The sequence below is a fragment of the Virgibacillus sp. LDC-1 genome, assembly GCF_030137545.1.
GTDB lineage: Bacteria > Bacillota > Bacilli > Bacillales > Amphibacillaceae > LDC-1.
This window is the reverse complement of record NZ_JARUVL010000014.1, coordinates 52,111-75,837: the sequence shown is the minus strand read 5'-3', so window position 1 is coordinate 75,837 and position 23,727 is coordinate 52,111. Positions and strand designations below refer to the sequence as shown.

Genomic DNA, 23,727 nt, shown 5'->3' with positions numbered 1-23,727 from the left:
TTCTACGGTACTGTTAGAAGGAATGCCATACTTTTTAGCGATTGTCGAATAACCTCCTTCTCCTGCTAAATAAGCTTGTACCACCGCTAGCTTAAAAGCCAAGTCATACTTTGCCATACTAAAACCCCCCTAGAGTTAGATTTTTTGGTCTAACTCTAGGGGTTCACATCAGTAGCCACTTTTTTTATTTGTTGTCCTTCATTCGTTTTTTACCTTCTCGACATATTTGTAATAGTGGACATACATCACAGCTTGGATTTTTCGCTTTACAATGGTAGCGTCCAAAGAAAATCATCCGATGGTGTGTCGCACTCCATTCCTCTTTTGGTACTTTACGCATTAAAGTTTGCTCAACTTCTAATACAGAATCTTTCCATCTGCAAATTCCTAACCGCTTTGATACTCTTTCTACATGTGTGTCAACAGCAATGGCTGGTTCATGAAATGCGACAGAGGCGACGACATTTGCTGTTTTTCTCCCAACACCAGCAAGCTTCATTAATGCATCCTTTGTTTTGGGAACCTCTCCCCCATATTCATGAATAATGGAGTTAGATAGCTTTTGAATATTTTTTGCCTTATTCCGATATAATCCAATTGAACGAATGTCGTTTTGCAGTTCTTCTAATGGAACAGCGATGTAATCCTCTGGCGTTTTATATTTTTTAAACAATTCACGTGTTACTTTATTGACAAGTACATCTGTACATTGAGCAGATAATACTACAGCAATAAGGAGCTCAAATGGGTTTTCGTGTACTAGCTCACAATCTGCCTCAGGAAACATTTGCTTCATTTCATCTAAGCAAAACCTTATTTCACTTTTAGTTAGCATGTCCTTACTCTTCTCCCTCTAGCCAGTTATAATAAAAGGATGTATCTCTTTTTTTCGGTTCAGGCTGTATAGCTTGCTTTTTATTGGTATGGAATGATTTACTTGCTGCCCTTGCCTCATCAACCGTTTTAATTCCTTTTCTTTGCCATTCTCTTAAGATGCGATCCATATACTTAAAGTTTAATTTGCCCATCAATACAGACTCGCGTAGTGCTGCCTTAATCAGTGCTGGTTCGATTTTATCTTCATCTAGCCATGCATTGATCATTTCTATTTCAAATGGAGATAATGGTCTTCCAAATTCTTGCTCAAATAAAACAAAAATTGTTCCATCCTGATGTACTTCTTCGGTTTCAGCTTTTGTTTTCGTATATAATTGCTCCCATAATGGATTAAGCGAATAAATTTCTGTAAGTTGCGCCTGGTCATTCTCTACTTGTTCAATGGATAAATAATTTTTCTGGATGAGTTTACGCAAGATTTTCGAGCAATCTCCTTCATCTATTGTTAAACACGAGGCTAAATCTCCTGGTGTTGGAAAGAAATTACCTTCAAATGAAAAGCGATGTATTTGTAAAATAATCATCACTTCCTTTTCGTCTAATCCAATTTTTGTATAGGATGTTAATAAATTGGCGGGAATCGGAAGCTGATTGAGTAATATTTGTTGCATTGTAACAGATTTAATCATCGTTTAGCACCTCATGAATAGTTATAGCAAGACATATAATATAGTCGACTTTCTTACAATGGTTCTGCTTATAAGGAAACAACACTCCCTAATTCGGAATAGCGACGAAGGGAGTGCTGTATTCAATCATTATGGATAAAGTCTATTCAATAAACGAGGAAATGGAATTGTTTCTCTTACATGGTCAATTCCTGTAATCCATGCAACTGTTCTTTCTAATCCCAGTCCAAATCCAGAGTGTGGTACACTACCATATTTTCTTAATTCTAAATACCACGCATATGCATCCCCAGTTAGTTCATGTGCTTCATACTGTTTTTGCATCAGCTCTAAATCATCAATACGCTGCGAGCCACCGATAATTTCTCCGTAACCTTCTGGTGCAATAAGATCCGCGCATAACACAACTTCTTCTCTTCCAGGTACAGGCTTCATGTAAAATGCTTTAATCTCGGCAGGATAGTTTGTAATGAAAACAGGCTTATCAAAGCTTTCCGCTATTGCTGTTTCATGCGGTGCACCAAAGTCCTCGCCCCATTCAATATCTGTAAAGCCTTTTTCCTTTAATAGCTCAATCGCGTCATCATACGATATTCTAGGAAATGGCGCTTGAATTGATTCGAGCTTTGATGTGTCTCTTTCAAGCGTATTTAGCTCAATTTTACAGTTCTTTAAGACGGATTGCACAACAAAGCTAACATATTCTTCTTGAATTTGTAAGCTTTCTTCATGATCGACAAACGCCATTTCCGGTTCAATCATCCAGAATTCAATTAGATGTCGACGTGTTTTTGATTTTTCGGCACGGAAAGTTGGTCCAAAAGAGAACACTTTTCCTAATGCCATAGCTGCCGCTTCTAAATAGAGCTGTCCGCTTTGAGATAAGTATGCTTCTTCATCAAAATACTTCGTATGAAAAAGCTCTGTGGTTCCTTCAGCTGATGCTCCAGTTAGTATAGGAGGATCTACTTTCACATAACCATTATCATGAAAATATTGATACGTAGCTCGTATAATTTCGTTCCGTATTTTCATAATGGCATGCTGTCTTTTTGAGCGAAGCCATAGGTGACGATGATCCATTAAAAACTCTGTTCCATGCTCTTTTGGAGTAATTGGATAATCAACTGCCTCTTGAATTAATTCAATCTCCGTTACATGCATTTCATATCCTATCGGAGAACGCTTGTCCTCTACAATTGTTCCAGTTATGTACATCGATGATTCTTGTGTCATGTTTTTTGCTAATTGAAAGGTTTCTTCACTGACATCATTCTTAGCGACAACTGCCTGCATAAACCCAGTACCATCCCGCAACTGTAAAAAAGCAATTTTTCCGCTTGATCGTTTATTAGCGAGCCATGCTCCAATCGTAACTATTTTTCCTTCACTTTTTGCTACATTTGCTATTGTTGTTTTCAAAATAATTCTCCTCCAACATTATTTATGGTTATTTACAAATCGTTTCATCCGTTTAGCTGCTTCTACTAAAAGTTCGCTTGAAGTAGCATAAGATAAACGTACATTATTAGGCGCTCCAAAGCCTGAACCAGGTACGATGGCAACCTTTTCTTCTTCTAATAGAGCAGTTACCCAATCATCTACATGCGCAAAGCCATTCATTTTTGCTGCTTCCGCTACATTCGGAAAGAGGTAAAAAGCACCATTAGGCTTCGTACACGTAATTCCAGGAATATCAATTAACAATTGGTATAACAATTCTAATCGCTCTGAAAAAATACGGCGCATTTCAATGGTCGGATCTTCTTCTGTATTGTTATACGCTGCTAATGCTGCATATTGTGCTATAGAAGTAGGATTAGATGTTGCATGGGAAGCATGATTCGTCATTGCTTTAATAATATGCTGTGGACCAGCTGCATAACCGATTCTCCAGCCTGTCATTGCGTGAGATTTAGATACCCCATTAATGATGATTGTTTGCTCCTTTAATGCTGGTGAGAGCGAGGCAATAGACACATGCTCATCATTTGTGTAAATAAGCTTCTCATAAATCTCATCAGATACGATCATAATTTGATGCTTTAAGCAAATTTCTCCAAGCTTCTCCAATTCCGCTGCATGATACATCATGCCAGTCGGGTTACTTGGAGAATTAATAATTACTGCCTTTGTTCTCGAGGTAATGGCAGCTTCTAGTTGCTCTGGAGTGATTTTAAAATCATTTTCTTCTTCTGCCTCTACTACTACAGGGATTCCGCCTGCTAATTTAACCTGTTCAGGATAGCTTACCCAATATGGTGTTGGAACGATTACTTCATCTCCCTCATTTAGAAGGACTTGAAAAAGCGTGAATAAAGCATGCTTTGCTCCAGTCGTTACAATAATATTTTCTTGTTTATATTCAAGTGCATTATCCACATTGAACTTATTTATAATCGCTGCTTTAAGATCAGGTATTCCTCCTGAAGGCGTATATTTCGTTTTCCCTTCATTCATTGCCTTTGTCGCGGCATCTAAAATGGATGGTGGCGTATTAAAATCCGGCTCGCCTACTCCTAAGCCAATTACATCGTAGCCTTCCTGCTTTAATTCCTTTGCCTTTGCTGAAATGGCAAGTGTTGATGATGGTGTTAAGCTTTTAACTCTATTTGCCAAATCCATATCATTGAACTCCCTTCAAACTGTTTCACGTTCATTGAAATAAATGCTTAAAACGAAATTGTTCGTATTTTGATCCGTCGTACATAGAAACATACTCAATGACGTGTCTCCTGTCGCCATCTGTATAAGTAAGCTCCCAAAAAGGTTTATTATTCATAATTGCAGGTGTAGTTTTCAGCAATTTACAATTGCTACAAGTTTGAATAAACATATCATTTACTTTATCTTTGGAAATCATTTCATCCATATCGAATACAGATATTTCATTACTGTTCTCCTTTTTTAAGACAAATACTATTTTAACATCTTTTTGATCTGTTTTTCCAACTACAGCATGATAATACTGATCACCATGAAATCGTGTAATTTCATTTATTTCTGTAAGAGCTGTTTCAGCAAATACGATTTTTTTCGTTTGATCGAATTCTTGTGTTTTTTCATGTTGGATTACATTGTATAAATAAATTAGGAAACAAAATATTGCAACCGCAATGATTATAGTTATCCATGCTAGCCATTTCACCCAAGATGAAAATCGAGGTTTGTTATGATAAAACATCATGCCTTTTCTGTCCTAAATAGTCGTATTTCGTTTGCAATTATGTACGTTCGTTCCATTGCAATTTGATCCCTCCAGTAAAAAAAACTGCTTTGTTTATCAATTTTTGTTACTCATAGTTCAGAACGAATAGCTTACACTATAGAGTAAGTGTTGAAGATAAATAAAATAAATTACACTCCTTAGTATACCAAGCCTTGCGTGTTTTTTGTTCTATTTTTATTTATTTCAACAAAAAAATCACCTAACCCTCTCTATTCCGACTGATGACAAAGGCATCAGTCGGATTTTTTATTAAACCAAATACTTGCTTCATCCATTATTTTTGAAGTATTTCCATAGCTCACTTGGACATCTGGAATTGATTCTAAGAAATACTTTCCATATCGTGCTTTTTTAATACGTGCATCACATACAAATACGATGCCTCGATCACTTTTCGAACGAATTAACCGTCCAAATCCTTGTTTAAAGCGAATAACTGCATTTGGTAGCGCTAATTCCATAAATGCATTTTTACCTGCTTCTTTTAATGCATTTGCTTTTGCTTCATACACCGGGTGATTTGGCGGTTGAAATGGAAGCCTTACAATCATGACACATGATAAATCCTCGCCAGGAATATCGACACCTTCCCAAAAAGAGCTCGTTCCTAATAAAATTGCTTTGTCGAACGTTTGAAAATTCTTTTTTAACCTTTCTCTACTGCCGCTTGAGAGCCCTTGTGCAATCAAATAATATTCCTCTGTATTCATTGTTTCTTTTAAAAAAAAATACGTTTGCTTAAGCATTTCGTAGGACGTAAACAATACAAGCATTCTTCCCTTAGTTATTTCAGCCATTGATACAATCGCTTCACAAGTCGAATATACAAAGTCATCTAAGTCACCTTGTTTAATGTCAGGGAAATCATTTGGTATGAATAGCCTTACTTGTTCTTTATAGTCAAACGGAGACGCTATTCGCTCTTCTACCGTTCGCTCTTTTGGCATTCCTAATTGTGAGCGAATAAATGAAAAAGAACCTTTTATAGACAACGTTGCACTAGTTAAAATGATACTTTTCTTTTTCAGGAAAAAAGAATCTTCAAGTAAGGCTGACAAGTTAGTTGGCTCACTATATAAATAAACCGCATTTTTAGGGCCGCCTCCTTCTGCTTCAATCCATCTCACATCATTTTCGATATTTCGTGTTATTAACATATGATGGATACTTTCGTGAAATTGTTGCAGTATATCCTTTAGTTTCTTTGCTTCATCACGTACATGGATATCAACTTCTGTCTCCTTTTCAATCAAGGTAAGAACAGCACATTGTTTTTGAAGTAAATATCGAAGACGAGCCGCCATATCTTGAATCGTATTCCAAAAGCGATCTTCAAAATCTTCATGATTAATTCGATATTGTATCCTGCCTATATCACTTACATTTTGTCGATTATATCGCTTCTTATGCACATAATGATATATACCACGGAAAAGATCATCTACTTCTTGCTTGAGATCATTAAACAAGTTTCCGCAAGCTTCAATGGTAAACGCAGATTGTAAAGCCGGATACGTATTTCGAACAGTTGCTAGCCAGTTCCCGTCACCACCTGAACCGATTTGGTTAAGTGTATATAATAAATGAACATAATCGAGCTTTAAGCCACAATGCTGTGATGCTACAGCTTCTAAATGATGTCCTTCATCAATAATTGCATAATCATAGGAAGGTATATGCTGATAATCATTAAAAACATCCGTACAAAGTAATGCATGATTTAAGATAACAATATCTGCATGTTCTGCTAACTTCCGAGCACGGTGATAGTACGAATAGGTAAACCAAGGAGAATGTGGATTTGTATAATCCTCCGATTCAGTCGACACCTTTCTTATAAAACTATAACCTCCAGCAGGAAAGTTTATTTCATCTAAATCTCCAGTATTCGTCTCGGTAAGCCAAACAAGAAGCATTGCTTTTGTTAATGCAATATCGTAATTGTCAGCATCATATTTAGAAAGCTCTCTTTCCACTTTTTCAAGGCTAATATAGTGCTGTTTCCCTTTCATTAACGCTACTTGAAATGGAAAATTCAGGAGACGTTTTAGTACAGGAATTTCTTCATTGAGCAATTGAGATTGAAGCTGGGTCGTATGTGTACTAACAACAACACGTTTTTTAGTTCGAACTGCATGATAAATAGCGGGAATTAAGTATGCAAATGATTTCCCTGTTCCTGTCTCTGCCTCAATTAAGGCATGCTGTTTTGATTGAAATGAATCAAAGATACATTCAGACATTCGCTGTTGACCAGGTCTAGATTCAAAGTTGTTAATTGACTTTTCAAGTCCACCTTTAGGGGCGTAAATGGTATCAAGATATTCTCCAAATGCCATGTCTAACTTTATATCTTGGTTCCTTAAATCTGTTTGTTTTTTAAATGCTAGACCATGGAATGATACGATCTCTTCATTAGTTGACGATGAAAACCGAAGCAATTCTAAATGCTGTGTTAAAAGATGCTCTAAATTGGATTGCAGCTTCGTTTCTATCTTCATTAGCTGTTGAACCGTTTCAAAAGGTAATGAAAACAGCTTTTCTTTTAAAGCCAAAAATAATTTAGCAGTTACATAAGCGTCTGACAAGGCACGGTGCGGATCATCATGCGTAATGTTCAAGTATTGTGCCAGTTGCCCTAATTTAAAGCTCGGAGCTTGCGGAATCAAGATTCTTGCTAACTCAACAGTATCAATCACCAAATTTTCAAGCATAGTGTAACCAGCTTCAGGTAGTGCTTCATTTAGAAAGCCAAGATCAAACGGAACATTATGTGCAATAATGAAGCTGTCTTTAAACATCGATGTTATTTTTGAAGCCACATCTGTAAAACAAGGCGCAGATTCCACTGCCTTATCGTCAATCCCAGTAAGGTTTGTAATAAACGGTGGAATTGGTTTGCCGGGATTTAATAATGTTGTGTAATCTGCTACTATTTTAAAATCCTCAATAACTACGATGCCGATTTCGATAATTTTATCTCCGTTATTTGGACTATGTCCGGTTGTTTCTAAATCAAATACTACATATTTTGTCATTATATCACCGCCCTTTCTCTATTCGTATGATCAATAAAGAAAACCCCTATCCTTAGATAAGAGTTTTCACCACTAAATGATACGATCAGGTTCCGTTAAAGGAGGCTCTTGGTTGATCAACTGGTCCACCTCGTTTTTGGAATTCATTAGTGCTACTTTTGGTCTAAAGGATGCTAGCTCATCATTTGCAATCATTGCATAAGCGATAATAATGACAATATCTCCTTTTTGAACAAGCCGTGCTGCTGCCCCGTTTAGACAAATGGTACCCGAACCTCTTTTTCCAGGTATGACATACGTTTCAAATCGTTCTCCATTATTATTATTTACGATTTGGACCTTTTCGTGAGGGAGTATATCTACTTGCTCTAATATTGATTCATCAATAGTTACGCTACCGACATAATGAAGATTGGCCTCCGTAACCGTAGCGCAATGAATTTTTGCCTTCATCATCGTACGAAACATGTCATTTCTCCTTATGGTAATAATCAATTATCGTTCCATTTTGATCAAATATTATGTTATCAATTAATCGTGCATGGTTATATTGCACAGCCACCGCTAAAATAACGTGTTGATTAATTGTCTCAACAGGCCTTAGTTCAGGAAAAGATAGTAGTTCGATATAGTCTATCTTTCCTATACATGCATGCAAACTTTTAGTTACCTCATTTATAATGATATCAGTATCTGTTTCTCCGTCAACTACTAATCGACGTCCATCCTGTAAAGCCTTGGCTAGAATGGGTGCATTTTTACGCTCAGCAAGGGTTAAATTTACGTTTCGGCTGCTTTTTGCTAGGCCATCCTGCTCTCGAACGGTAGGGACTCCATGTAAATGAATCGGAAAATTCAGATCCTGTATTAAAGCATCGACGACTGCTACTTGCTGTGCATCCTTCAGTCCAAAGTAAACATTATCTGGTTGAATAATATGAAATAGCTTCGTTAAAACTGTAATAACTCCATTAAAATGGCCGGGTCTCGATCTTCCGCAAAGCACATCCGTTCGATCAAGAATGGAAACGTTTATTTTCATATTTTGTGGATACATTTCATTTACGGTTGGAATAAACAGAAAATCTACATTCACTTTTTCAGCTAATTGTATATCTCGCTTTTCATTTCTTGGATAGTTATCAAAATCCTCATTTGGTCCAAATTGCAGTGGATTTACGAAGATACTTGCAATCGTTATTGTATTCTCTTTTTTGGCTTCTTCCATTAGTCGTAGATGCCCTTCATGAAAATAGCCCATCGTCGGCACGAAGCCGATCGTATTCTTGGCAGCTTGAAGTGCATTAATTTTCAAACGCATTTTGTCAACAGTTCGGATAATTTCCATTCGCTACCACCTTTATTCCTGAGCAGGAAGATATTTCTTATCTTTAATGAAAAATGAATGTTCATCCGTTGGGAATGTAGATGATTTAACTTCTTTGATGTATTCCTTAATCGCTTCTGTACCTAAATTATTAAAATCAGCATATGATTTAACAAATTTCGGTAAACGTGATACACCGTAAGTTAGAATATCGTGATATACAAGCACTTGCCCATCACAATCAATTCCAGCTCCAATCCCAATGGTCGGGATTGGGATGGCATCTGAAACGATTGTAGCTAACTCTGTTGGTATACATTCCAGAACAAGCGCAATTGCCCCATTGTTTGCAAGTTCTTTTGCATCTTGGAGCAGCTTTTCACCAGCATGAAGGTCTTTTCCTTGTACCTTATAGCCACCAAGTACGTTTACCGTTTGAGGAGTTAAGCCTAAATGTGCCACAACTGGTATTCCGGCCTCTGTTAGTTGTTTTGTTAATGTTATCGTTCTTTCAGTTGCACCTTCCACCTTTACTGCTTGTGCTTCCGTTTCTTGAAATATCCGTTGTGCATTTTGCAAAGCATCGGCTAGTGAAATATGATATGACATAAAGGGCATGTCAACGACTGTAAATGTATTTTTAGCCCCTCGTTTAACTGCTTTTGCATGGTGAATCATATCGTCTACTGTTACTTGAACGGTGGAATCGTATCCTAGTACGACCATTCCTAAAGAATCTCCAACAAGAATCATATCGATACCAGCTGATTCTGCAAGCTTTCCTGATGGATAATCGTACGCTGTGAGCATTGTGATTTTCTCCTGCTCTTCTTTCATCCTTCGTAAATCAGTCGTCGTTATCATTAATTACACTCCTTAAACCAATTAATTTCAGCAGAATATAGCTTTTCAGATGTACCATCTTTGTTTTCAATTAAAAGTGCCCCATTCGAATCGATGCCAATTAATTTAGCTTCCCAATTCCTATTTCCAGCTTTAATATCTACGTATTGATTCATCTTATAGCCATAAGCGATCCACTTTGTTCGAATGGTGGAAAAGTCATTCTCGATAAAGCGTTCATAAGCACTTTCAAATGCTAGTAAAATATCTTGGATCAATTGATTTAAATCCCAATTATGCTTAGAAGCAATTTTTAAAGAAGTTGCCTTTGATTTCACTTCTTCATGAAAATCGTTTTCTTCGTGATTTACATTAATGCCAATACCAATCACAACATACTGTATGCGGTCATGCTCTGCTTGCATTTCTGTTAGTATTCCGGCGGTTTTTTTATCATCAAGGATAATATCGTTTGGCCATTTAATGAATGGTACAACATCACCAGCTTTCTCCAGGACTTCTGCAAGTACCGTACCAGTTAATAAGGTAAGCTGTGGTGCAAGATGAGGAGGAATTGTCGGTCGTAATAGCATACTTAACCATATTCCTTTATGCATTTTAGAATGCCATTTCCTGTCCATTCTTCCTTTACCCATCGTTTGTTCATCCGCTATAAATACGGTTCCGTGTTTTGCTCCTTCAAGTGCAGCCTGATGTGCCAGATGTTGTGTAGAGGTGGTCGATTTTTTGTGAATAATTGTCTGCCCAAGCCACTTTGTTTTTAAGCCCCATTGTAACGTGTTTTCACTGATTTTGTTGGGAAACCCGCTAATTCGATAGCCTAATTTAGGCCGGGCTTCTATTATGTAACCGTCTTTTTCAAGTTCTTTCATATGCTTCCAAATTGCGCTACGGGAAATGTTCAATCTATCTGAAAGCATCTGACCGGAAATAAATTGATTGTCATTCTTCGCTAGGATATCGATTAGCTTATTCCGGGTGGATTCCATTTTATCCACTCCTTTATTTCTGATTTATTATTTACAACCTGTCCAACAACAACAGCGTATTCTATTTTATTAATCATCTCTCTTAACCAAGGTCCCTGGTTTACATCTGGAAACAGCTGGATAAGATCATATCCATTTATTTCTAAATCGCTCACTGAATAAATGGGCAGTTGCTCGTATAAAGCATGCATATGTTCGAGTGCGATATCTTGATCAAGTAATGTATTAGCTAATCGAATAAAGCTAGGAAACAACGGTCTATTTAATTTATATACGAGCCACCTGTCTAACTCATTTTTTTTAAGGTGCTGTAGTGCATCTAACAAAGCCATCGCATTGTTTTTTGTTTTATTAGAGCACTTCCAAGCTTTTACCCAGTCCTGAATTGAAATATCTTTATTCATGTATGTAAATAAACAAAACAATTCCTCAGCGTTTTTTACGGGTGGAAAAGGAACAGGAAGCCTTTCAAAAAAACGAGGATTATCCTTTATAATTGGGAGATGTTGATCAATATTCGTTTTTTTTAGAAAGGCAATCCCTAAATCAACGTATTCTCCTGAAAATAGCTTTATGAGCTCATTCGTAATTCGTTCAATCGCTAAAAAATCAATCTGATGTTGGACTGCTATCATTGCTTCTAATGTATTTTTTTCTATTGTAAAGCCTAGCTGACTTGTGAAGCGAAGCGCACGAATAATTCGAAGTGAATCCTCCATAAAACGGTCGTAGCCATTTCCAACTGTACGAATTATTCCTTTAGCTAAATCTACTTGCCCATGAAATAAATCGATAATTTCCCCATGAGTATCCATTGCCATTGCATTAATCGTAAAATCTCGACGTTCCAAATCCTTCTCAATATTATCTAAATAAACGACCGTATCTGGATGTCGCTTATCTGAATAGCTCCCCTCTGCACGAAAGGTTGTCACTTCATAAGATTGTTTTTCGTGGCGTACAATGACTGTGCCATGCTTTATACCGACTGGGATAACTTGATCAAACATTGCATTTACCTGATCAGGAGTAGCCGATGTAGCGATATCAATATCCCCTATTGCACGTTTTAATAAATAGTCACGAACACATCCACCAACAAAGAATGCTTGGTGGCCGTTTTTTTCTATCGTTTGAATAATAGGAAGTGCTTGTATAAATGGTTCTATAAGCATCATGTATCAATTCCTTACTTATTTCTTCAATGTATCTTCATAAAGCTGGATATATTGGTCTACTATTCGATCTGAATGGAACAGTTCTCTTGCTCGCTCTAGTGCTGCTTTCGCAAACTTTTCGTGAAGTGGTTCGTTATCCAATAGCTGAACGGTATAAGCGGCAGCTTGTTGTATCGCCCCTAACTCAACGACGAACCCTGTTTCATTATGCGTGATAACTTCTGGAATTCCACCAATATTCGTTCCAATACAAGGCACTTCACATGCCATAGCTTCAAGTAATACGAGTCCAAAGCTTTCTTTTTCAGATAATAAAAGTTTAACATCTGAAATGGATAACAGTTCACTTATATTTTTTTGCTTTCCAAGAAAGCGTACGTCTTCTTCCACACCTAATTCTTGGACAAGCTGGAATATAGTTGAACACTCTGGTCCATCTCCAACGAGCAGTAGCTTTGCTTTTTGCTTTTTACGTACAAGTGCAAAGGTTTGAATGACATCTTCAAGTCGTTTTACTTTACGAAAGTTAGAAATATGAATGATTACTTTTTCATCCTGCTGAATTCCGAATTCTCGTTTGATTTGCGATGTGTCTTTTTTATAGTACTCTTGTTCGTTAACGAAATTATAGATAACAGAAATAGGTTTGTCGGTCTCTAGCATAGTTGCGGTCGTAGAAACAAGATGATTCGACACTGCAGTTACCGCATCTGATTCCTCAATTCCATATTTGATCATTTTCTTAAACGTCGGGTCAATTCCGAGAACCGTAATGTCTGTTCCGTGTAAAGTAGTGACAATTTTCACATCATGGGTAGCGATTTGTTTCGCTAATATCGCACATATAGCGTGTGGCATTGCATAATGAACGTGTAGAATATCTAATTTTTCACGATCAATTACTTCAGCCATTTTAGAAGCAAGTGATAAATCATATGGTGGATATTGAAAAACCGGATAATGATTTAACTCCACTTCATGATAATAAATGGCTGGATGTACACGATTAAGACGGAACGGAAGACTTGAAGTGATAAAGTGAATTTCATTTCCTTTTTCTGCTAGCAGCATTCCGAGTTCGGTTGCAATAACACCTGACCCTCCCACGGTTGGATAGCAAGTAATACCTATTTTCATTGATTTTTTTCCCTCTGTTCTTTTACAATCTCTCGCCACGCTAAGTCCCCTCGTTGTAGACCATGAATCGCAATTTCAGCGGCTGCAAGGTTCGTAACCAATGGAATCAGATGCACATCACACAACCGCATTAAGGCGCTAACATCTGGTTCATGGGGCTGTGCTGTTAATGGGTCTCGGAAAAAGATAACAACATCCATGTCATTATTTGCAATCATGGCACCAATTTGTTGGTCTCCTCCCATTGGACCGGATAAAAAACGATGTACCGGTAGACCTGTTGCTTCATGAATCATCTTGCCAGTTGTGCCTGTTGCAAATAATTGATGCTCTTTTAATACATGTTGATATGCGATACTAAAACGAATGATATCTTGCTTTTTTTTATCATGTGCGATTAAGGCAATATTCATGATGTACCTCCAATAGGGTAATTTTAATAAATTTTCTTGTTAAACGTTCAATTCCATTAAATTCTCTAATCCATATACAAGTGCTTTCATTTCCATGACCTGCTTTATAGCAAAATGAATACCTGACATGAATGAATCTCGATTTAACGAATCGTGTCTTAAAGTTAGCGTTTGACCTGGACCGCCAAATATCACTTCTTGATGAGCAACAAGACCAGGAAGTCTTACACTGTGAATGCGAATACCATCCTTCTCTGCTCCTCTAGCGCCAGCAATTGTTTCCTTTTCATTTGGATGTCCTTGCTTTTTGCTTGTTCTTGTTTCTTGGATTAGTGCTACTGTTTTTTCTGCTGTACCTGAAGGAGCATCTAACTTTTGATCATGATGCATTTCGATAATTTCAACATCCGGAAAATATTTTGCTGCTTGACGAGAAAATTGCATCATAAGCACAGCGCCAAGGGCGAAATTAGGAGCAATGACGCCACCTAAATCTTTTTCCTTGGAAAGCTTTTGTAATTCATCTAGTTGTTCTGCTGTAAAGCCAGTTGTTCCGATAACAGGTCGCAAATTAAACATCAATGCAAGCCTCGTATGAAAGTAGCCACTCTCCGGAACAGTTAGATCTACAAATACGTCCGCTGCAACTGTGTGGAAGCATTCCTCTGGATTAATAAAGATTGGTACATCAAGTTCAGGATAAGGTAACACTTCATGCAGTTTTTTACCATCATTTTTCGTATCAATGCACGCAACTAATTGAAAATCATCGGAATTTGCAACCATGTTAACGGCTTCCTTACCCATTCTTCCTCTTGGTCCAGCTATTATTACTTTTATTGTCATGTTAATTCCTCCTCGTTCCTGATGATGACTAATCCTTCCGTGTCCAACGATGTTTATCTCGTGTTTCAATTTTTTGAATAGAACGCTCAAACGCTTCGGAAAGATCAATATCTAATGAATTCGCAAAGCATGTAAGAACGAAAAGAACATCACCTAACTCTTCATCCATTGTTTTCGCTTTTTCAGAAGATTTCTTAGGCTTTTCGCCATGATGATGATTTACTTCACGTGCAAGCTCTCCTATTTCTTCTGTTAGACGAGCCATAAGTGCCAAAGGTGAAAAATAACCTTCTTTAAATTGTGAGATATAATTGTCAACACGCTGTTGAATCATTTTTGTATCATATAGTGGAGTATTGATGAGAAGCACCCCTTTTTCTTAGTAATTATCTTTTATGTTACTTAATCCATGCAATTTTGACAAATTATATATTCACATAAATTGTTTGTCAGAGATGATTTTATTATAATGGAACAAGCGCAGCATGAATAGCGTAATTTGGACATGTTAGGGGGATCACCTTGATTCTTGGATTAAAGCTTAAAAATATCTTTTTTATTCTACTCGGATCAGCAATTTTTTCATTTGGCCTTGTTCATTTTAATATGCAGCATAATCTCGGTGAAGGTGGGTTTACTGGGATAACGTTATTGCTTTATTTTGCTTTTAATTGGGATCCAGCTATTACAAATATTATCTTAAATGTGCCGGTGTTTTTTGTTGGCTGGCGATTTCTAGGACGCAATACATTTTACTATACCATTATTGGAACACTTTCTGTGTCCGTGTTTTTAAGTGTTTTCCAAAAGCATATGTTTCTTATTCACCTTGAAAATGACATGACGTTAGTAGCGCTGTTCGCCGGTGTATTTATTGGGGTTGGACTCGGAATCATTTTCCGTTATGGAGGTACTACAGGCGGTGTCGACATTATCGCAAGACTCGTACATAAATATGTAGGCTGGAGTATGGGAAGAACGATGTTTTTATTCGACTTTTTCGTAATCGCAACATCCGTCTTTACCATTCTTGAATTAGTGGAAGGGATGTATACCCTTCTTGCGGTTTACATTGGGGCAAGAGTAATCGATTTTATTCAAGAAGGTGCCTATTCTGCACGCGGTGCTACCATTATATCTGGCAAAAGTAACGAAATAGCGCAAAAAATTATGACTGAGATGGATCGTGGAGTTACTGTTCTTAGTGGACGTGGTAGCTTTACAGGTGAAAACAGAGATGTACTATATTGTGTTGTTGGTAGAAACGAAATTGTTCGACTAAAAGCAATTATTAATACAATAGATCCACATGCTTTTGTTGCTGTAAGTGCTGTTCATGATGTTGTTGGTGAAGGCTTTACATTAGATGAAAATAAAAACCCCATTCATGAGGATTAACATAAAAAAGGGATGATCGCATCATCCCTTTTTTTAATCTCTATTATTTGCAACAATAATTAATATAAAACGGATTAACTCAGCTACAGCTACTAATGCTGCTGCAACATATGTCATTGCTGCTGCATTTAATACTTTTTTTGTATCGCGCTCTTCATTGTTTCGAATTATCCCCGTTGAAACTAACTGCGCCATCGCTCGATTAGAAGCATCAAATTCAACCGGAAGTGTTACAAGTTGGAATAAGACAGCAACAGACATAAACGCAACCCCAACAACGGCTAATTGGAGCATTCCAAAGATGAAACCGGCAATAATTAGGAAAAATGATAAATTTGATCCTAAGTTTGCAGCAGGAGCTAGTGCACTGCGAAATCTCAAGAATGCATACCCTTCTGCATGCTGGATAGCATGTCCTACTTCATGTGCGGCTACCGCAGAAGCAGCCATGGAATGTCCGTGAAAATTAGAGCTGGATAGACGAACTACTTTCTTTCTTGGATCATAATGATCTGAAAGTACTCCTCTTGTTTCTTCAATTTGTACATCATATATTCCATTATCATTTAAAATCTTTCGCGCTACTTCAGCACCAGTCATCGCTGATGATGTAGGTACCCGTGAAAATTTATTATAAGTGGATTTAACTTTTGATTGTGCCCAAAGTGGGATGATCAACAATAGCGCCATATAAATGATATAGCCACCAAAAGATCCTGGCATGTTCATTCCTCCATTAGTGTGTAGAAAAATTTTTAGTGATAAGGTCAATTTTAGTCAAATTAAGTGCATCAGTCAACTATTTGATCTTGTTTTTGTTTATTTTTTTCACCTTTATATTTTCTCCAACTAACGTAAGATAATGTAAGGGCAATACATCCACCGACAATGATAATGATCCAAAAAAGCGGAATCATTCCGCTACTTTCTTTTGTATCTTCTTCAATCGATTGAGCGTAAAGTTTATTTTCTGAGATGACAATGGTGAAAATCCCTATGATAAACCAACTGAGGCTGGTTATCTTATTTAATTGCTTTTTTAGCATAGAGATCCTCCTTTGATACACTTTTATACTAATGTATGTGTACCAAAAGGTAGATATAACGTTTACAGACGAAGAGGCTTTGTACTTTTTTCTTTTGTGAGCCAATAAGCGATGCTAATTGATAGGATGCTTAGCCAAAATGTAAAATAACCAATTTTATCCATGAAATTATTTAATGAGCCATACATTGGCATCATTCCAAATACGTAATCAATAACATCATTATGTAATGTCCAAATAGCAGCGACGACAATATGGCGAGTTTTTATCTTGTAATATGGGGCGTATAACAATCCTTGAATAGCCATTGCTCCATGTGAGGCAATAAGCATATATCCGGCTGGACTTAATGAACCATCTACAATTAATGTTAATACATTCATCACTACTGCCCATACCCCGTATTTGAATAGCGTGATCATTCCAAGTGCTTCTATGTATGGCGTGTTTCTACCAAAAATAAAAAACAACAAAAATATGGTAAAAAACAAACTTGCTGTGGGACTATCTGGAACAAATAAAAGAAAAATATTTGGCGTCATCGCTAGTTGATATTTATACCAATAAAACCCATAAATTGTCCCCGCTAAATTAACGATAAATAATAAAATTAAAAAACGTTTGTCTAAAAGTAAGTACTTTAACATGAGGAAGATCCTCTCTTTGCTTAGTTTTTCTGAAAGTTATTATGCTTAGCTTATCTATTGTAGCAGTATATTTCAATAAGTAACTATTATTTAATTGTAAAAAGCACCTTCGTCAATGAATTGACAAAGGTGCTAATATAGTTTATTTTGCTTGTTCGTTTACAGACATAATAAAGTCAACAAGCTGCTGTAATTCTTCTTCTGTACCTTTAAATTGATCTGCAGGCATAGAACCGATACCGTTTTTTGCAATATCAGCAATTTCCTCTGCTGAATATTCCGTCCCGATTAAGGAAGGTCCTGCAGCTCCACCAGAAAGATCCTCTCCATGACATGCCAAACAATTCGATTCAAAAACAGCATATCCTGGATCTTCTTTATCTATTTCTACACTTGAGGCAGGAATTGGCTTGTTAGCCTCTGCTCTTTGCTCCCAATCAACAGCTGCAGCAGACTCATATGTGAGCCAAATAACAGATGCTAATCCAAGGATCATCATCCCTACGGCAATTGGACGTTGATGTGGTCTACGTCCTGGCCCATTGTCTAGAAATGGTGCTAATAATAGAGCTCCAAATGCTAGACCTGGAATAACAATTACACCTAATAACACATAGGCTTGACTTGCGAATTTATATTTCAGTAATTGGTATAAAAATAAGAAATACCAATCGGGTAATGGAATATACCCTGGAGTTGTCGGATCTGCCACTCCTTCTAAAGGAGATGGGTGTGCTAATGTTAAGCTAAGAAATCCAACTAAAAATACAGATCCAACTAACCATTCCTTTAATAAAAAGTTTGGCCAAAAGGCTTCTGTTCTTCCCGGATATTCCGAGTAGTCTTTTGGAATTGTTGATTTGCGTTCAGCAGACACACGTGAATCGCCAACAAATTTCATTCCTTTTCCTTTATGCACAGTATTCCCTCCCCTTTTTATAGTGGTCCAGATATCCCTTGTCTACGAATTAATATAAAGTGAACAGCCATTAATGCAAAGAGAGCTCCTGGTAAGAAGAATACATGAATCGCGAAGAATCGCGTCAATGTTTGTGCACCAACAATCTCTACATCTCCAGCTAAAAGTGTTTTAAGATAATCACCAATGAAAGGAACTTCACCAGCAATATTTAATCCAACCTCTGTCGCGAAATAGGCTTTATTATCCCAAGGTAATAAGTAGCCTGTAAAGCCTAAACCGAGCATAATAAAGAAAAGCAAAACCCCTACGATCCAGTTTAATTCACGTGGTTTTTTATATGCTCCTTGGAAGAATACTCGGAGTGTATGTAATAAAAGCATTACAATAACAACACTCGCTCCCCAATGGTGCATTCCACGAACGATTTGTCCATGTGCTACCTGGGTTTGCAAATAATAAACTGATTTCCATGCATTTTCAATGTCTGGAACATAATACATCGTTAAAAACATACCAGATAAAATCTGAATTACCACTACAAAGAAGGTTAGTCCTCCAAAACAATATACAAAGGCTGAGAAGTGGTGAGCAGGGTTAACATGCTCAGGTACTTCATGATCGGCAATATCCCGCCAAATTGGCGTAATATCTACGCGTTCATCTATCCAATCATAAACTTTTTGTAACATAAATGATTACGCCCCCTTTCTGGGATGTGCTTTTCCAAGAAATAACATACCATTTTCAACTTTTTGTTCAAAAACATCAAGTGGTTCTGGTGGTGGTGTTCCTGGTACGTTTGTACCGTCCTTATAATACCTACCATCATGACAAGGACAAAAGAACTCATTCGGATACTTTTCGCTTCCTTCCCAAGAAACCATGCATCCAAGGTGCTTACATACTGGTGATAGGGCAACAATTTCCCCTTTGTCATTTTTAAATACCCATGCAGATTTTGTAACCTCGGATTCATACCAACCGTCTACTTGTTCAACCTTCCACTCTACACGTTGGGGTTCTGTCGTTATGTCTTCTTCAGCTAGTCCAACATTCGCTAAATCCCCAGAGCGTGATGGCTGTAACACTGGATCGATTGCCATGCGCAGTGGTGATGCAAGCATTCCAGCAGCCATAAAACCACCAACGCCAGTCAATGTATAGTTCAAAAACTGTCGACGGGATACTTGTTGCTTGTAATCACTCATGATTTTCCCCCCTTTATTATAATCACGGACAATCACTACTAAAATATATTACTAGGACATTACCATGATAGCGTAAACTATAAGGACGGTCAATATAAAAACTGCAAAAGATTGGGTTGCAATCCTTTCCTGAGAAACAGAGGGAATTACTGCCAATATGCACGAATCATCTCACATATTTGTTCAACCTGATTTTTTATAAGTCCTTTTATTTGCTTTGAATCAAATGACTCACTTTGAATCATTGGTAACCAAATCAAGTTACCTGTTATTTCCTTTTCATATTTTTTCCAGCTTGCATCAAAAGTAAGCAGAATAGCGTGCTCAAAAGGCTGTTTCTCCGTTTCTTGAATCCATGAATTTAGCCGGAGATATTCTTCACTTTTAGCTGCGCTACTAATATAATGATAGCTTGGAAGTAGCATGACTCTCCCTGCAAGCTCTTTTTCAATTTCAGAAGCAAAAATATGTAACAGATCATTTTGTGAAGCAACCAATTCTATATCCTTATCCTGGGAAAATTGAAAAGGGATTAATGGTAACAGAATCGTATCGATATATTCTTTTGCTTGAACATATTTTTCAACATCAGCTTTCTTCCATTTCAATTGAATTACACCCCTCTGTATCGTTGAATAATAATTTTGTAAATAATGACTTCGTATGAATTCTATCTATTTAAGCAAAAAAAATCAACCTTTAAAAAGGTTGATTTGAATATCTCGACTCTAATTGACGTAATGACTCTGTTAAAAGCTGAAATTGTTCTTTGTCCCGATTATCTAACGCTAAATCAATTGCTTTGATGATATGCTTCTTTCTAAATTCATATACGGTTTGATCTAAGATTTGTGCTGCAAATTCCTGATCCTGCTTTGTTATTAGAAATTCATCTGGGATATATGGGTTTTCCTCTAATACAGTAACGTATAAAGGATTTTGCTTTACGTTTTTAAAGTTCAATTGAATATACAATGCTTCCTGTTGATTTAATCGAATATCATGGAATGATTTCTCCGCATCATTCGTAACGACGTGGTTCTTATAAAACCGAAAGGGAATCTCATTGGAGCATTGCGTTGAAATAATTATACTTCTGGGGCAAAATTTTGCATCACGAACAAAATGGATATTTTCTAAAATGATATCATGATTAATAATGTAGTTTAATATCCACACACTCTCTCGCTTTTTTAACTGATGGTTATTTAAAAACCATTCAATAAAGCTTTTCTTGTCTTTTACGGAGACTGGAGTTTGCATGACTATTCCCCCCTCTTACAATTCACACATAACAATAAGTATGACTAAGCATCTTTTAACCGGTGAACATATTCCTCCGTTTCCGTATCTAAGGGCTGTTCCTTTAAATACATTCGAAGTACAGAAATTGCTTGTTCTGTCCTCCCTTCTTCAATTAAAAAGTAACCATACTCCTTTAAAAAGTCACTGTCTTCATTTAAATTATTATATGCTTCAGAATAGCTATTTAATGCATCATCAAAAAATTCCATTTCTACATATGCTCGTGCAAGCTCCCACTCATAAAGCGGGTCACTTGCTCCAAGCTGTTGAATTTCTTGAATTAGTTCAATGATGGATTCATATTCTTCTTTTTCTTTAAAGAATTCGATTAAGAATAACACGGCTTCCTTATAATCTGGATCAAGTGCGATTGCTTCGCGCACGAGTTGTTCACTTGTGTCGTTATCATTTAGTTGGTGAGCCAATGAACCAGCAAGGAAAAACAGTTCTTTGTTAAACTCGTCCTTTTCAATTCCTTTTTTCGCCGTTTCATATCCTTCTTTGATTAAATTCTCCTCTTCATATGCAGTGGCTAACAAAAGATAAACGGAGGTATATAGTGGATCTAACTCCATTACTTTCTTCCAAGCATGGATCGCAATATCATTTCTCCCTGCTTGATGAGCAGTTGTCCCATATTTAAATAACGTATCTGCGTTTTCAGAATCCAATTTAGCATACAGTGTTAATGCTTTCTCGTATTCTCCAGTTGCAGCATATGCTTCTGCTAATCGTTCATTGATAGAAACATGTACCATTTCTTCTTGGTTCATGCGCTCGTAATAAACAATCGCACGCTTATATTCGCCTATCGAAAATAACAATTCTCCTAAAGCGAAATCAATCACTTCTTCTTGTGGTGCAAGTTGTTTCGCTTGCAATAGTTTTTGCTCCGCTACTTCGTAAAGCCCTTGAACTTGGTAGAGATCTGCAAGCAGCATAAGTGACGGAATATAAGCCTCATCCTCTAGCTCAATTTGATGTAGTAAATCAATTGCATGTTCATCCTCGTCTAACTCAATATAAATATCTGCTAACTCGAGCTTAATATTGCTTTCGTTCGGATATTTTTCTCGTAGTACGCTTAACAGCTCTAATGCATTTTGTAAGAATCCCCATTGCATGAACAACTGTGCAATCGTATATTTCTCTTCGTCATCTAGATTAGGTATATAATTATTAATTAATTGAAGTGCTTCTTCTGTTTGCTCGTTTTCAAATAAACGACTAGCTTCTTCGATTAGATTCATAAAGAAACTTCCTTTCTTAAAACCATTCTAATTTCCATAGTAAATGGATAATATGAAAATGTAAAATGAGAGAATCTGAGTAACTCTAGATTCTCTCACGTACGATCATATCCGATTTAATTCTTCAAAAAATGTCGGATAAGAAATAGCGATTGGTGAGACATCATCAATCTCAACCTTGCCCTGTGCAATAAGTGATGCGATTGCAGCCATCATTGCAATGCGATGATCATAATAAGATGAAACAGGAGCGCCGCTTAAGACTGTTTTTCCATGAATTATCATCCCATCCTCTGTAGCGGTTATGTCTGCGCCAAGTTTTGATAAAACATCGACTACCGCCTGAATTCGATCCGTTTCTTTTACTCGTAACTCGCTCGCATCCTTAATTATAGTAGTACCTTCTGCTTGGGTTGCGATTAAGGCGATAACAGGAATTTCATCGATAAGCCTAGGAATAAGTGGACCTTCAACCGTAGTGCCTTTTAATTTGCTATAAGCTATCGATATGTCTCCCAAAGCTTCTCCAGCAACTTCCTGTTTATTTTGAATAGAATATGCTGCTCCCATTTTGTCTAAAACATCTAGAATTCCTGCACGGGTAGGATTGATACCTACATTTTTTAATGTTACATTACTTTCAGGTACGATTATTGCAGCTGCCATAAAAAAGGCAGCAGATGAAATATCCCCAGGGACAAATACATTCGTAGCTTTTAATTTCCTGTTAGGGATGAGTGTAATCGTTTTTTCTTCCACAGAAATAGTTGCTCCAAATGCCTGTAACATATTTTCTGTATGGTTTCGAGTTGAAACATCTTCTGTAATGGTCGTCTTTCCTTCGGCAAATAATCCAGCAAGTAATAACGCTGATTTTACTTGTGCGCTTTGCACAGGCATCGTGTATTCAATTCCCTTTAGCTGTTTCCCATTGATAGATAATGGAAGTAAACGTCCGTTATTTCTCCCGGAAATAGCTGCCCCCATTTTCCTTAATGGCTCTACGACTCGATCCATCGGTCGTTTTGTTAATGACTCATCACCAAAAGCAACCGTAAAAAATGACATCCCAGCTAAAAGCCCTAGCATGAGTCTTGCTGTTGTACCTGAATTACCAAAGTACAATGGCACTACTGGTTCACATAGGCTGTCTTTTCCCCTTCCTTCGATAATCACTTTGTCATTACGATTATGTATGGTTACCCCCATTGCTTGGAAAGCGGTGATCGTTCGAAGGCAATCTTCACCATGTAAAAAATTAGTTATTTCTGTAGTACCTTCCGCTAAAGAGCCAAGTATAACCGCTCGGTGTGAAATCGATTTATCTCCAGGTACATATACCTCACCTGTAAGTGGACGTGAAGCACGCATTAGCACTTTATTATCCAATAGAGACACTCCTTT

The 23,727-nt window shown here is 37.1% G+C and carries 27 protein-coding genes; 1 reads left to right on the top strand and 26 read right to left on the bottom strand.

The window, feature by feature from the left end; translation table 11 throughout:
* The 16 genes from QBK89_RS15130 to QBK89_RS12065 form a co-directional block, all read right to left on the bottom strand.
* Positions 1-117, bottom strand: a 117-nt coding sequence (locus QBK89_RS15130) for a helix-turn-helix domain-containing protein (protein ID WP_481937832.1), incomplete at its 3' end; no start/stop codon positions are given.
* A gap of 67 nt (positions 118-184) precedes the next feature.
* Positions 185-835 carry an endonuclease III gene (gene nth, locus QBK89_RS12135; protein WP_284141320.1) on the bottom strand — a complete coding sequence of 217 codons (651 nt, stop codon included), beginning with the start codon at positions 833-835 and terminating at the stop codon, positions 185-187.
* A 4-nt stretch (positions 836-839) separates the two neighbouring features.
* A complete protein-coding gene (locus QBK89_RS12130; RefSeq protein ID WP_284141319.1) occupies positions 840-1,526 on the bottom strand; it encodes a DnaD domain-containing protein in 687 nt (228 codons plus the stop codon).
* A 129-nt stretch (positions 1,527-1,655) separates the two neighbouring features.
* Positions 1,656-2,948 carry an asparagine--tRNA ligase gene (gene asnS, locus QBK89_RS12125; RefSeq protein WP_284141318.1) on the bottom strand — a complete coding sequence of 431 codons (1,293 nt, stop codon included), beginning with the start codon at positions 2,946-2,948 and terminating at the stop codon, positions 1,656-1,658.
* 18 nt (positions 2,949-2,966) lie between these two features.
* Positions 2,967-4,151, bottom strand: coding sequence for a pyridoxal phosphate-dependent aminotransferase (locus QBK89_RS12120; RefSeq protein WP_284141317.1), 1,185 nt, complete (start codon positions 4,149-4,151; stop codon positions 2,967-2,969).
* Between the two features lie 31 nt (positions 4,152-4,182).
* Complete coding sequence (locus QBK89_RS12115) at positions 4,183-4,713, bottom strand: cell wall elongation regulator TseB-like domain-containing protein (RefSeq protein ID WP_284141316.1); 531 nt, start codon at positions 4,711-4,713, stop codon at positions 4,183-4,185.
* Between the two features lie 275 nt (positions 4,714-4,988).
* The gene (gene dinG / locus QBK89_RS12110) at positions 4,989-7,793 is read right to left on the bottom strand and encodes an ATP-dependent DNA helicase DinG (protein ID WP_284141315.1); all 2,805 of its coding nucleotides are present in this window, start codon (positions 7,791-7,793) and stop codon (positions 4,989-4,991) included.
* A gap of 72 nt (positions 7,794-7,865) precedes the next feature.
* Positions 7,866-8,261 carry an aspartate 1-decarboxylase gene (panD, locus tag QBK89_RS12105; protein ID WP_284141314.1) on the bottom strand — a complete coding sequence of 132 codons (396 nt, stop codon included), beginning with the start codon at positions 8,259-8,261 and terminating at the stop codon, positions 7,866-7,868.
* 1 nt (position 8,262) lies between these two features.
* Positions 8,263-9,141, bottom strand: coding sequence for a pantoate--beta-alanine ligase (gene panC / locus QBK89_RS12100; RefSeq protein WP_284141313.1), 879 nt, complete (start codon positions 9,139-9,141; stop codon positions 8,263-8,265).
* A gap of 12 nt (positions 9,142-9,153) precedes the next feature.
* Positions 9,154-9,984 (bottom strand): 3-methyl-2-oxobutanoate hydroxymethyltransferase, encoded by an 831-nt coding sequence (gene panB / locus QBK89_RS12095; RefSeq protein ID WP_284141312.1) that lies wholly within the window; start codon positions 9,982-9,984, stop codon positions 9,154-9,156.
* The gene (locus QBK89_RS12090; protein WP_284141311.1) at positions 9,984-10,973 is read right to left on the bottom strand and encodes a biotin--[acetyl-CoA-carboxylase] ligase; all 990 of its coding nucleotides are present in this window, start codon (positions 10,971-10,973) and stop codon (positions 9,984-9,986) included. Before QBK89_RS12090 ends, panB begins: the two co-directional genes overlap by 1 nt.
* Entirely contained in the window at positions 10,949-12,151 is a 1,203-nt protein-coding gene (locus tag QBK89_RS12085; RefSeq protein ID WP_284141310.1) for a CCA tRNA nucleotidyltransferase, read from the bottom strand. The genes QBK89_RS12090 and QBK89_RS12085 overlap by 25 nt, the downstream gene beginning before the upstream one ends.
* A 15-nt stretch (positions 12,152-12,166) precedes the next feature.
* On the bottom strand, positions 12,167-13,288 hold the full coding sequence (gene bshA / locus QBK89_RS12080; RefSeq protein WP_284141324.1) for an N-acetyl-alpha-D-glucosaminyl L-malate synthase BshA: 1,122 nt from the start codon (positions 13,286-13,288) through the stop codon (positions 12,167-12,169).
* Positions 13,285-13,701 carry a methylglyoxal synthase gene (gene mgsA, locus QBK89_RS12075; RefSeq protein ID WP_284141309.1) on the bottom strand — a complete coding sequence of 139 codons (417 nt, stop codon included), beginning with the start codon at positions 13,699-13,701 and terminating at the stop codon, positions 13,285-13,287. Before mgsA ends, bshA begins: the two co-directional genes overlap by 4 nt.
* A gap of 39 nt (positions 13,702-13,740) precedes the next feature.
* Positions 13,741-14,547 (bottom strand): 4-hydroxy-tetrahydrodipicolinate reductase, encoded by an 807-nt coding sequence (dapB, locus tag QBK89_RS12070; protein ID WP_284141308.1) that lies wholly within the window; start codon positions 14,545-14,547, stop codon positions 13,741-13,743.
* Positions 14,548-14,575: 28 nt separating this feature from the next.
* On the bottom strand, positions 14,576-14,881 hold the full coding sequence (locus QBK89_RS12065; protein WP_284141307.1) for a nucleotide pyrophosphohydrolase: 306 nt from the start codon (positions 14,879-14,881) through the stop codon (positions 14,576-14,578).
* Between the two features lie 188 nt (positions 14,882-15,069).
* Between QBK89_RS12065 and QBK89_RS12060 the strand changes: the two genes are divergently transcribed.
* Positions 15,070-15,945 carry a YitT family protein gene (locus QBK89_RS12060; protein WP_284141306.1) on the top strand — a complete coding sequence of 292 codons (876 nt, stop codon included), beginning with the start codon at positions 15,070-15,072 and terminating at the stop codon, positions 15,943-15,945.
* Between the two features lie 33 nt (positions 15,946-15,978).
* Here QBK89_RS12060 and QBK89_RS12055 read toward each other — a convergent pair whose 3' ends face one another.
* The 10 genes from QBK89_RS12055 to aroA all read right to left on the bottom strand — a co-directional run bounded on the left by QBK89_RS12055 (position 15,979) and on the right by aroA (position 23,712).
* Entirely contained in the window at positions 15,979-16,668 is a 690-nt protein-coding gene (locus QBK89_RS12055) for a zinc metallopeptidase (RefSeq protein ID WP_284141305.1), read from the bottom strand.
* 68 nt (positions 16,669-16,736) lie between these two features.
* A complete protein-coding gene (locus tag QBK89_RS12050) occupies positions 16,737-16,991 on the bottom strand; it encodes a sporulation protein YpjB (RefSeq protein ID WP_284141304.1) in 255 nt (84 codons plus the stop codon).
* Positions 16,992-17,053: 62 nt separating this feature from the next.
* The gene (gene lhaT / locus QBK89_RS12045; RefSeq protein ID WP_284141303.1) at positions 17,054-17,638 is read right to left on the bottom strand and encodes a lipoprotein heptaprenylglyceryl N-acetyltransferase LhaT; all 585 of its coding nucleotides are present in this window, start codon (positions 17,636-17,638) and stop codon (positions 17,054-17,056) included.
* A gap of 142 nt (positions 17,639-17,780) precedes the next feature.
* The gene (locus QBK89_RS12040) at positions 17,781-18,557 is read right to left on the bottom strand and encodes a menaquinol-cytochrome c reductase cytochrome b/c subunit (RefSeq protein WP_284141302.1); all 777 of its coding nucleotides are present in this window, start codon (positions 18,555-18,557) and stop codon (positions 17,781-17,783) included.
* 17 nt (positions 18,558-18,574) lie between these two features.
* Entirely contained in the window at positions 18,575-19,249 is a 675-nt protein-coding gene (gene qcrB, locus QBK89_RS12035) for a menaquinol-cytochrome c reductase cytochrome b subunit (protein WP_284141301.1), read from the bottom strand.
* Between the two features lie 6 nt (positions 19,250-19,255).
* The gene (locus tag QBK89_RS12030) at positions 19,256-19,768 is read right to left on the bottom strand and encodes a QcrA and Rieske domain-containing protein (RefSeq protein WP_284141300.1); all 513 of its coding nucleotides are present in this window, start codon (positions 19,766-19,768) and stop codon (positions 19,256-19,258) included.
* Positions 19,769-19,914: 146 nt separating this feature from the next.
* Positions 19,915-20,376: a YpiF family protein gene (locus tag QBK89_RS12025; protein WP_284141299.1), complete on the bottom strand. Its 462-nt coding sequence runs from the start codon at positions 20,374-20,376 to the stop codon at positions 19,915-19,917.
* A 91-nt stretch (positions 20,377-20,467) separates the two neighbouring features.
* Positions 20,468-21,031: a ReoY family proteolytic degradation factor gene (locus QBK89_RS12020; RefSeq protein WP_284141298.1), complete on the bottom strand. Its 564-nt coding sequence runs from the start codon at positions 21,029-21,031 to the stop codon at positions 20,468-20,470.
* 44 nt (positions 21,032-21,075) lie between these two features.
* Positions 21,076-22,323 (bottom strand): tetratricopeptide repeat protein, encoded by a 1,248-nt coding sequence (locus QBK89_RS12015; protein WP_284141297.1) that lies wholly within the window; start codon positions 22,321-22,323, stop codon positions 21,076-21,078.
* A gap of 105 nt (positions 22,324-22,428) precedes the next feature.
* Entirely contained in the window at positions 22,429-23,712 is a 1,284-nt protein-coding gene (gene aroA / locus QBK89_RS12010; protein ID WP_443089786.1) for a 3-phosphoshikimate 1-carboxyvinyltransferase, read from the bottom strand.
* Positions 23,713-23,727: the final 15 nt, after the last annotated feature.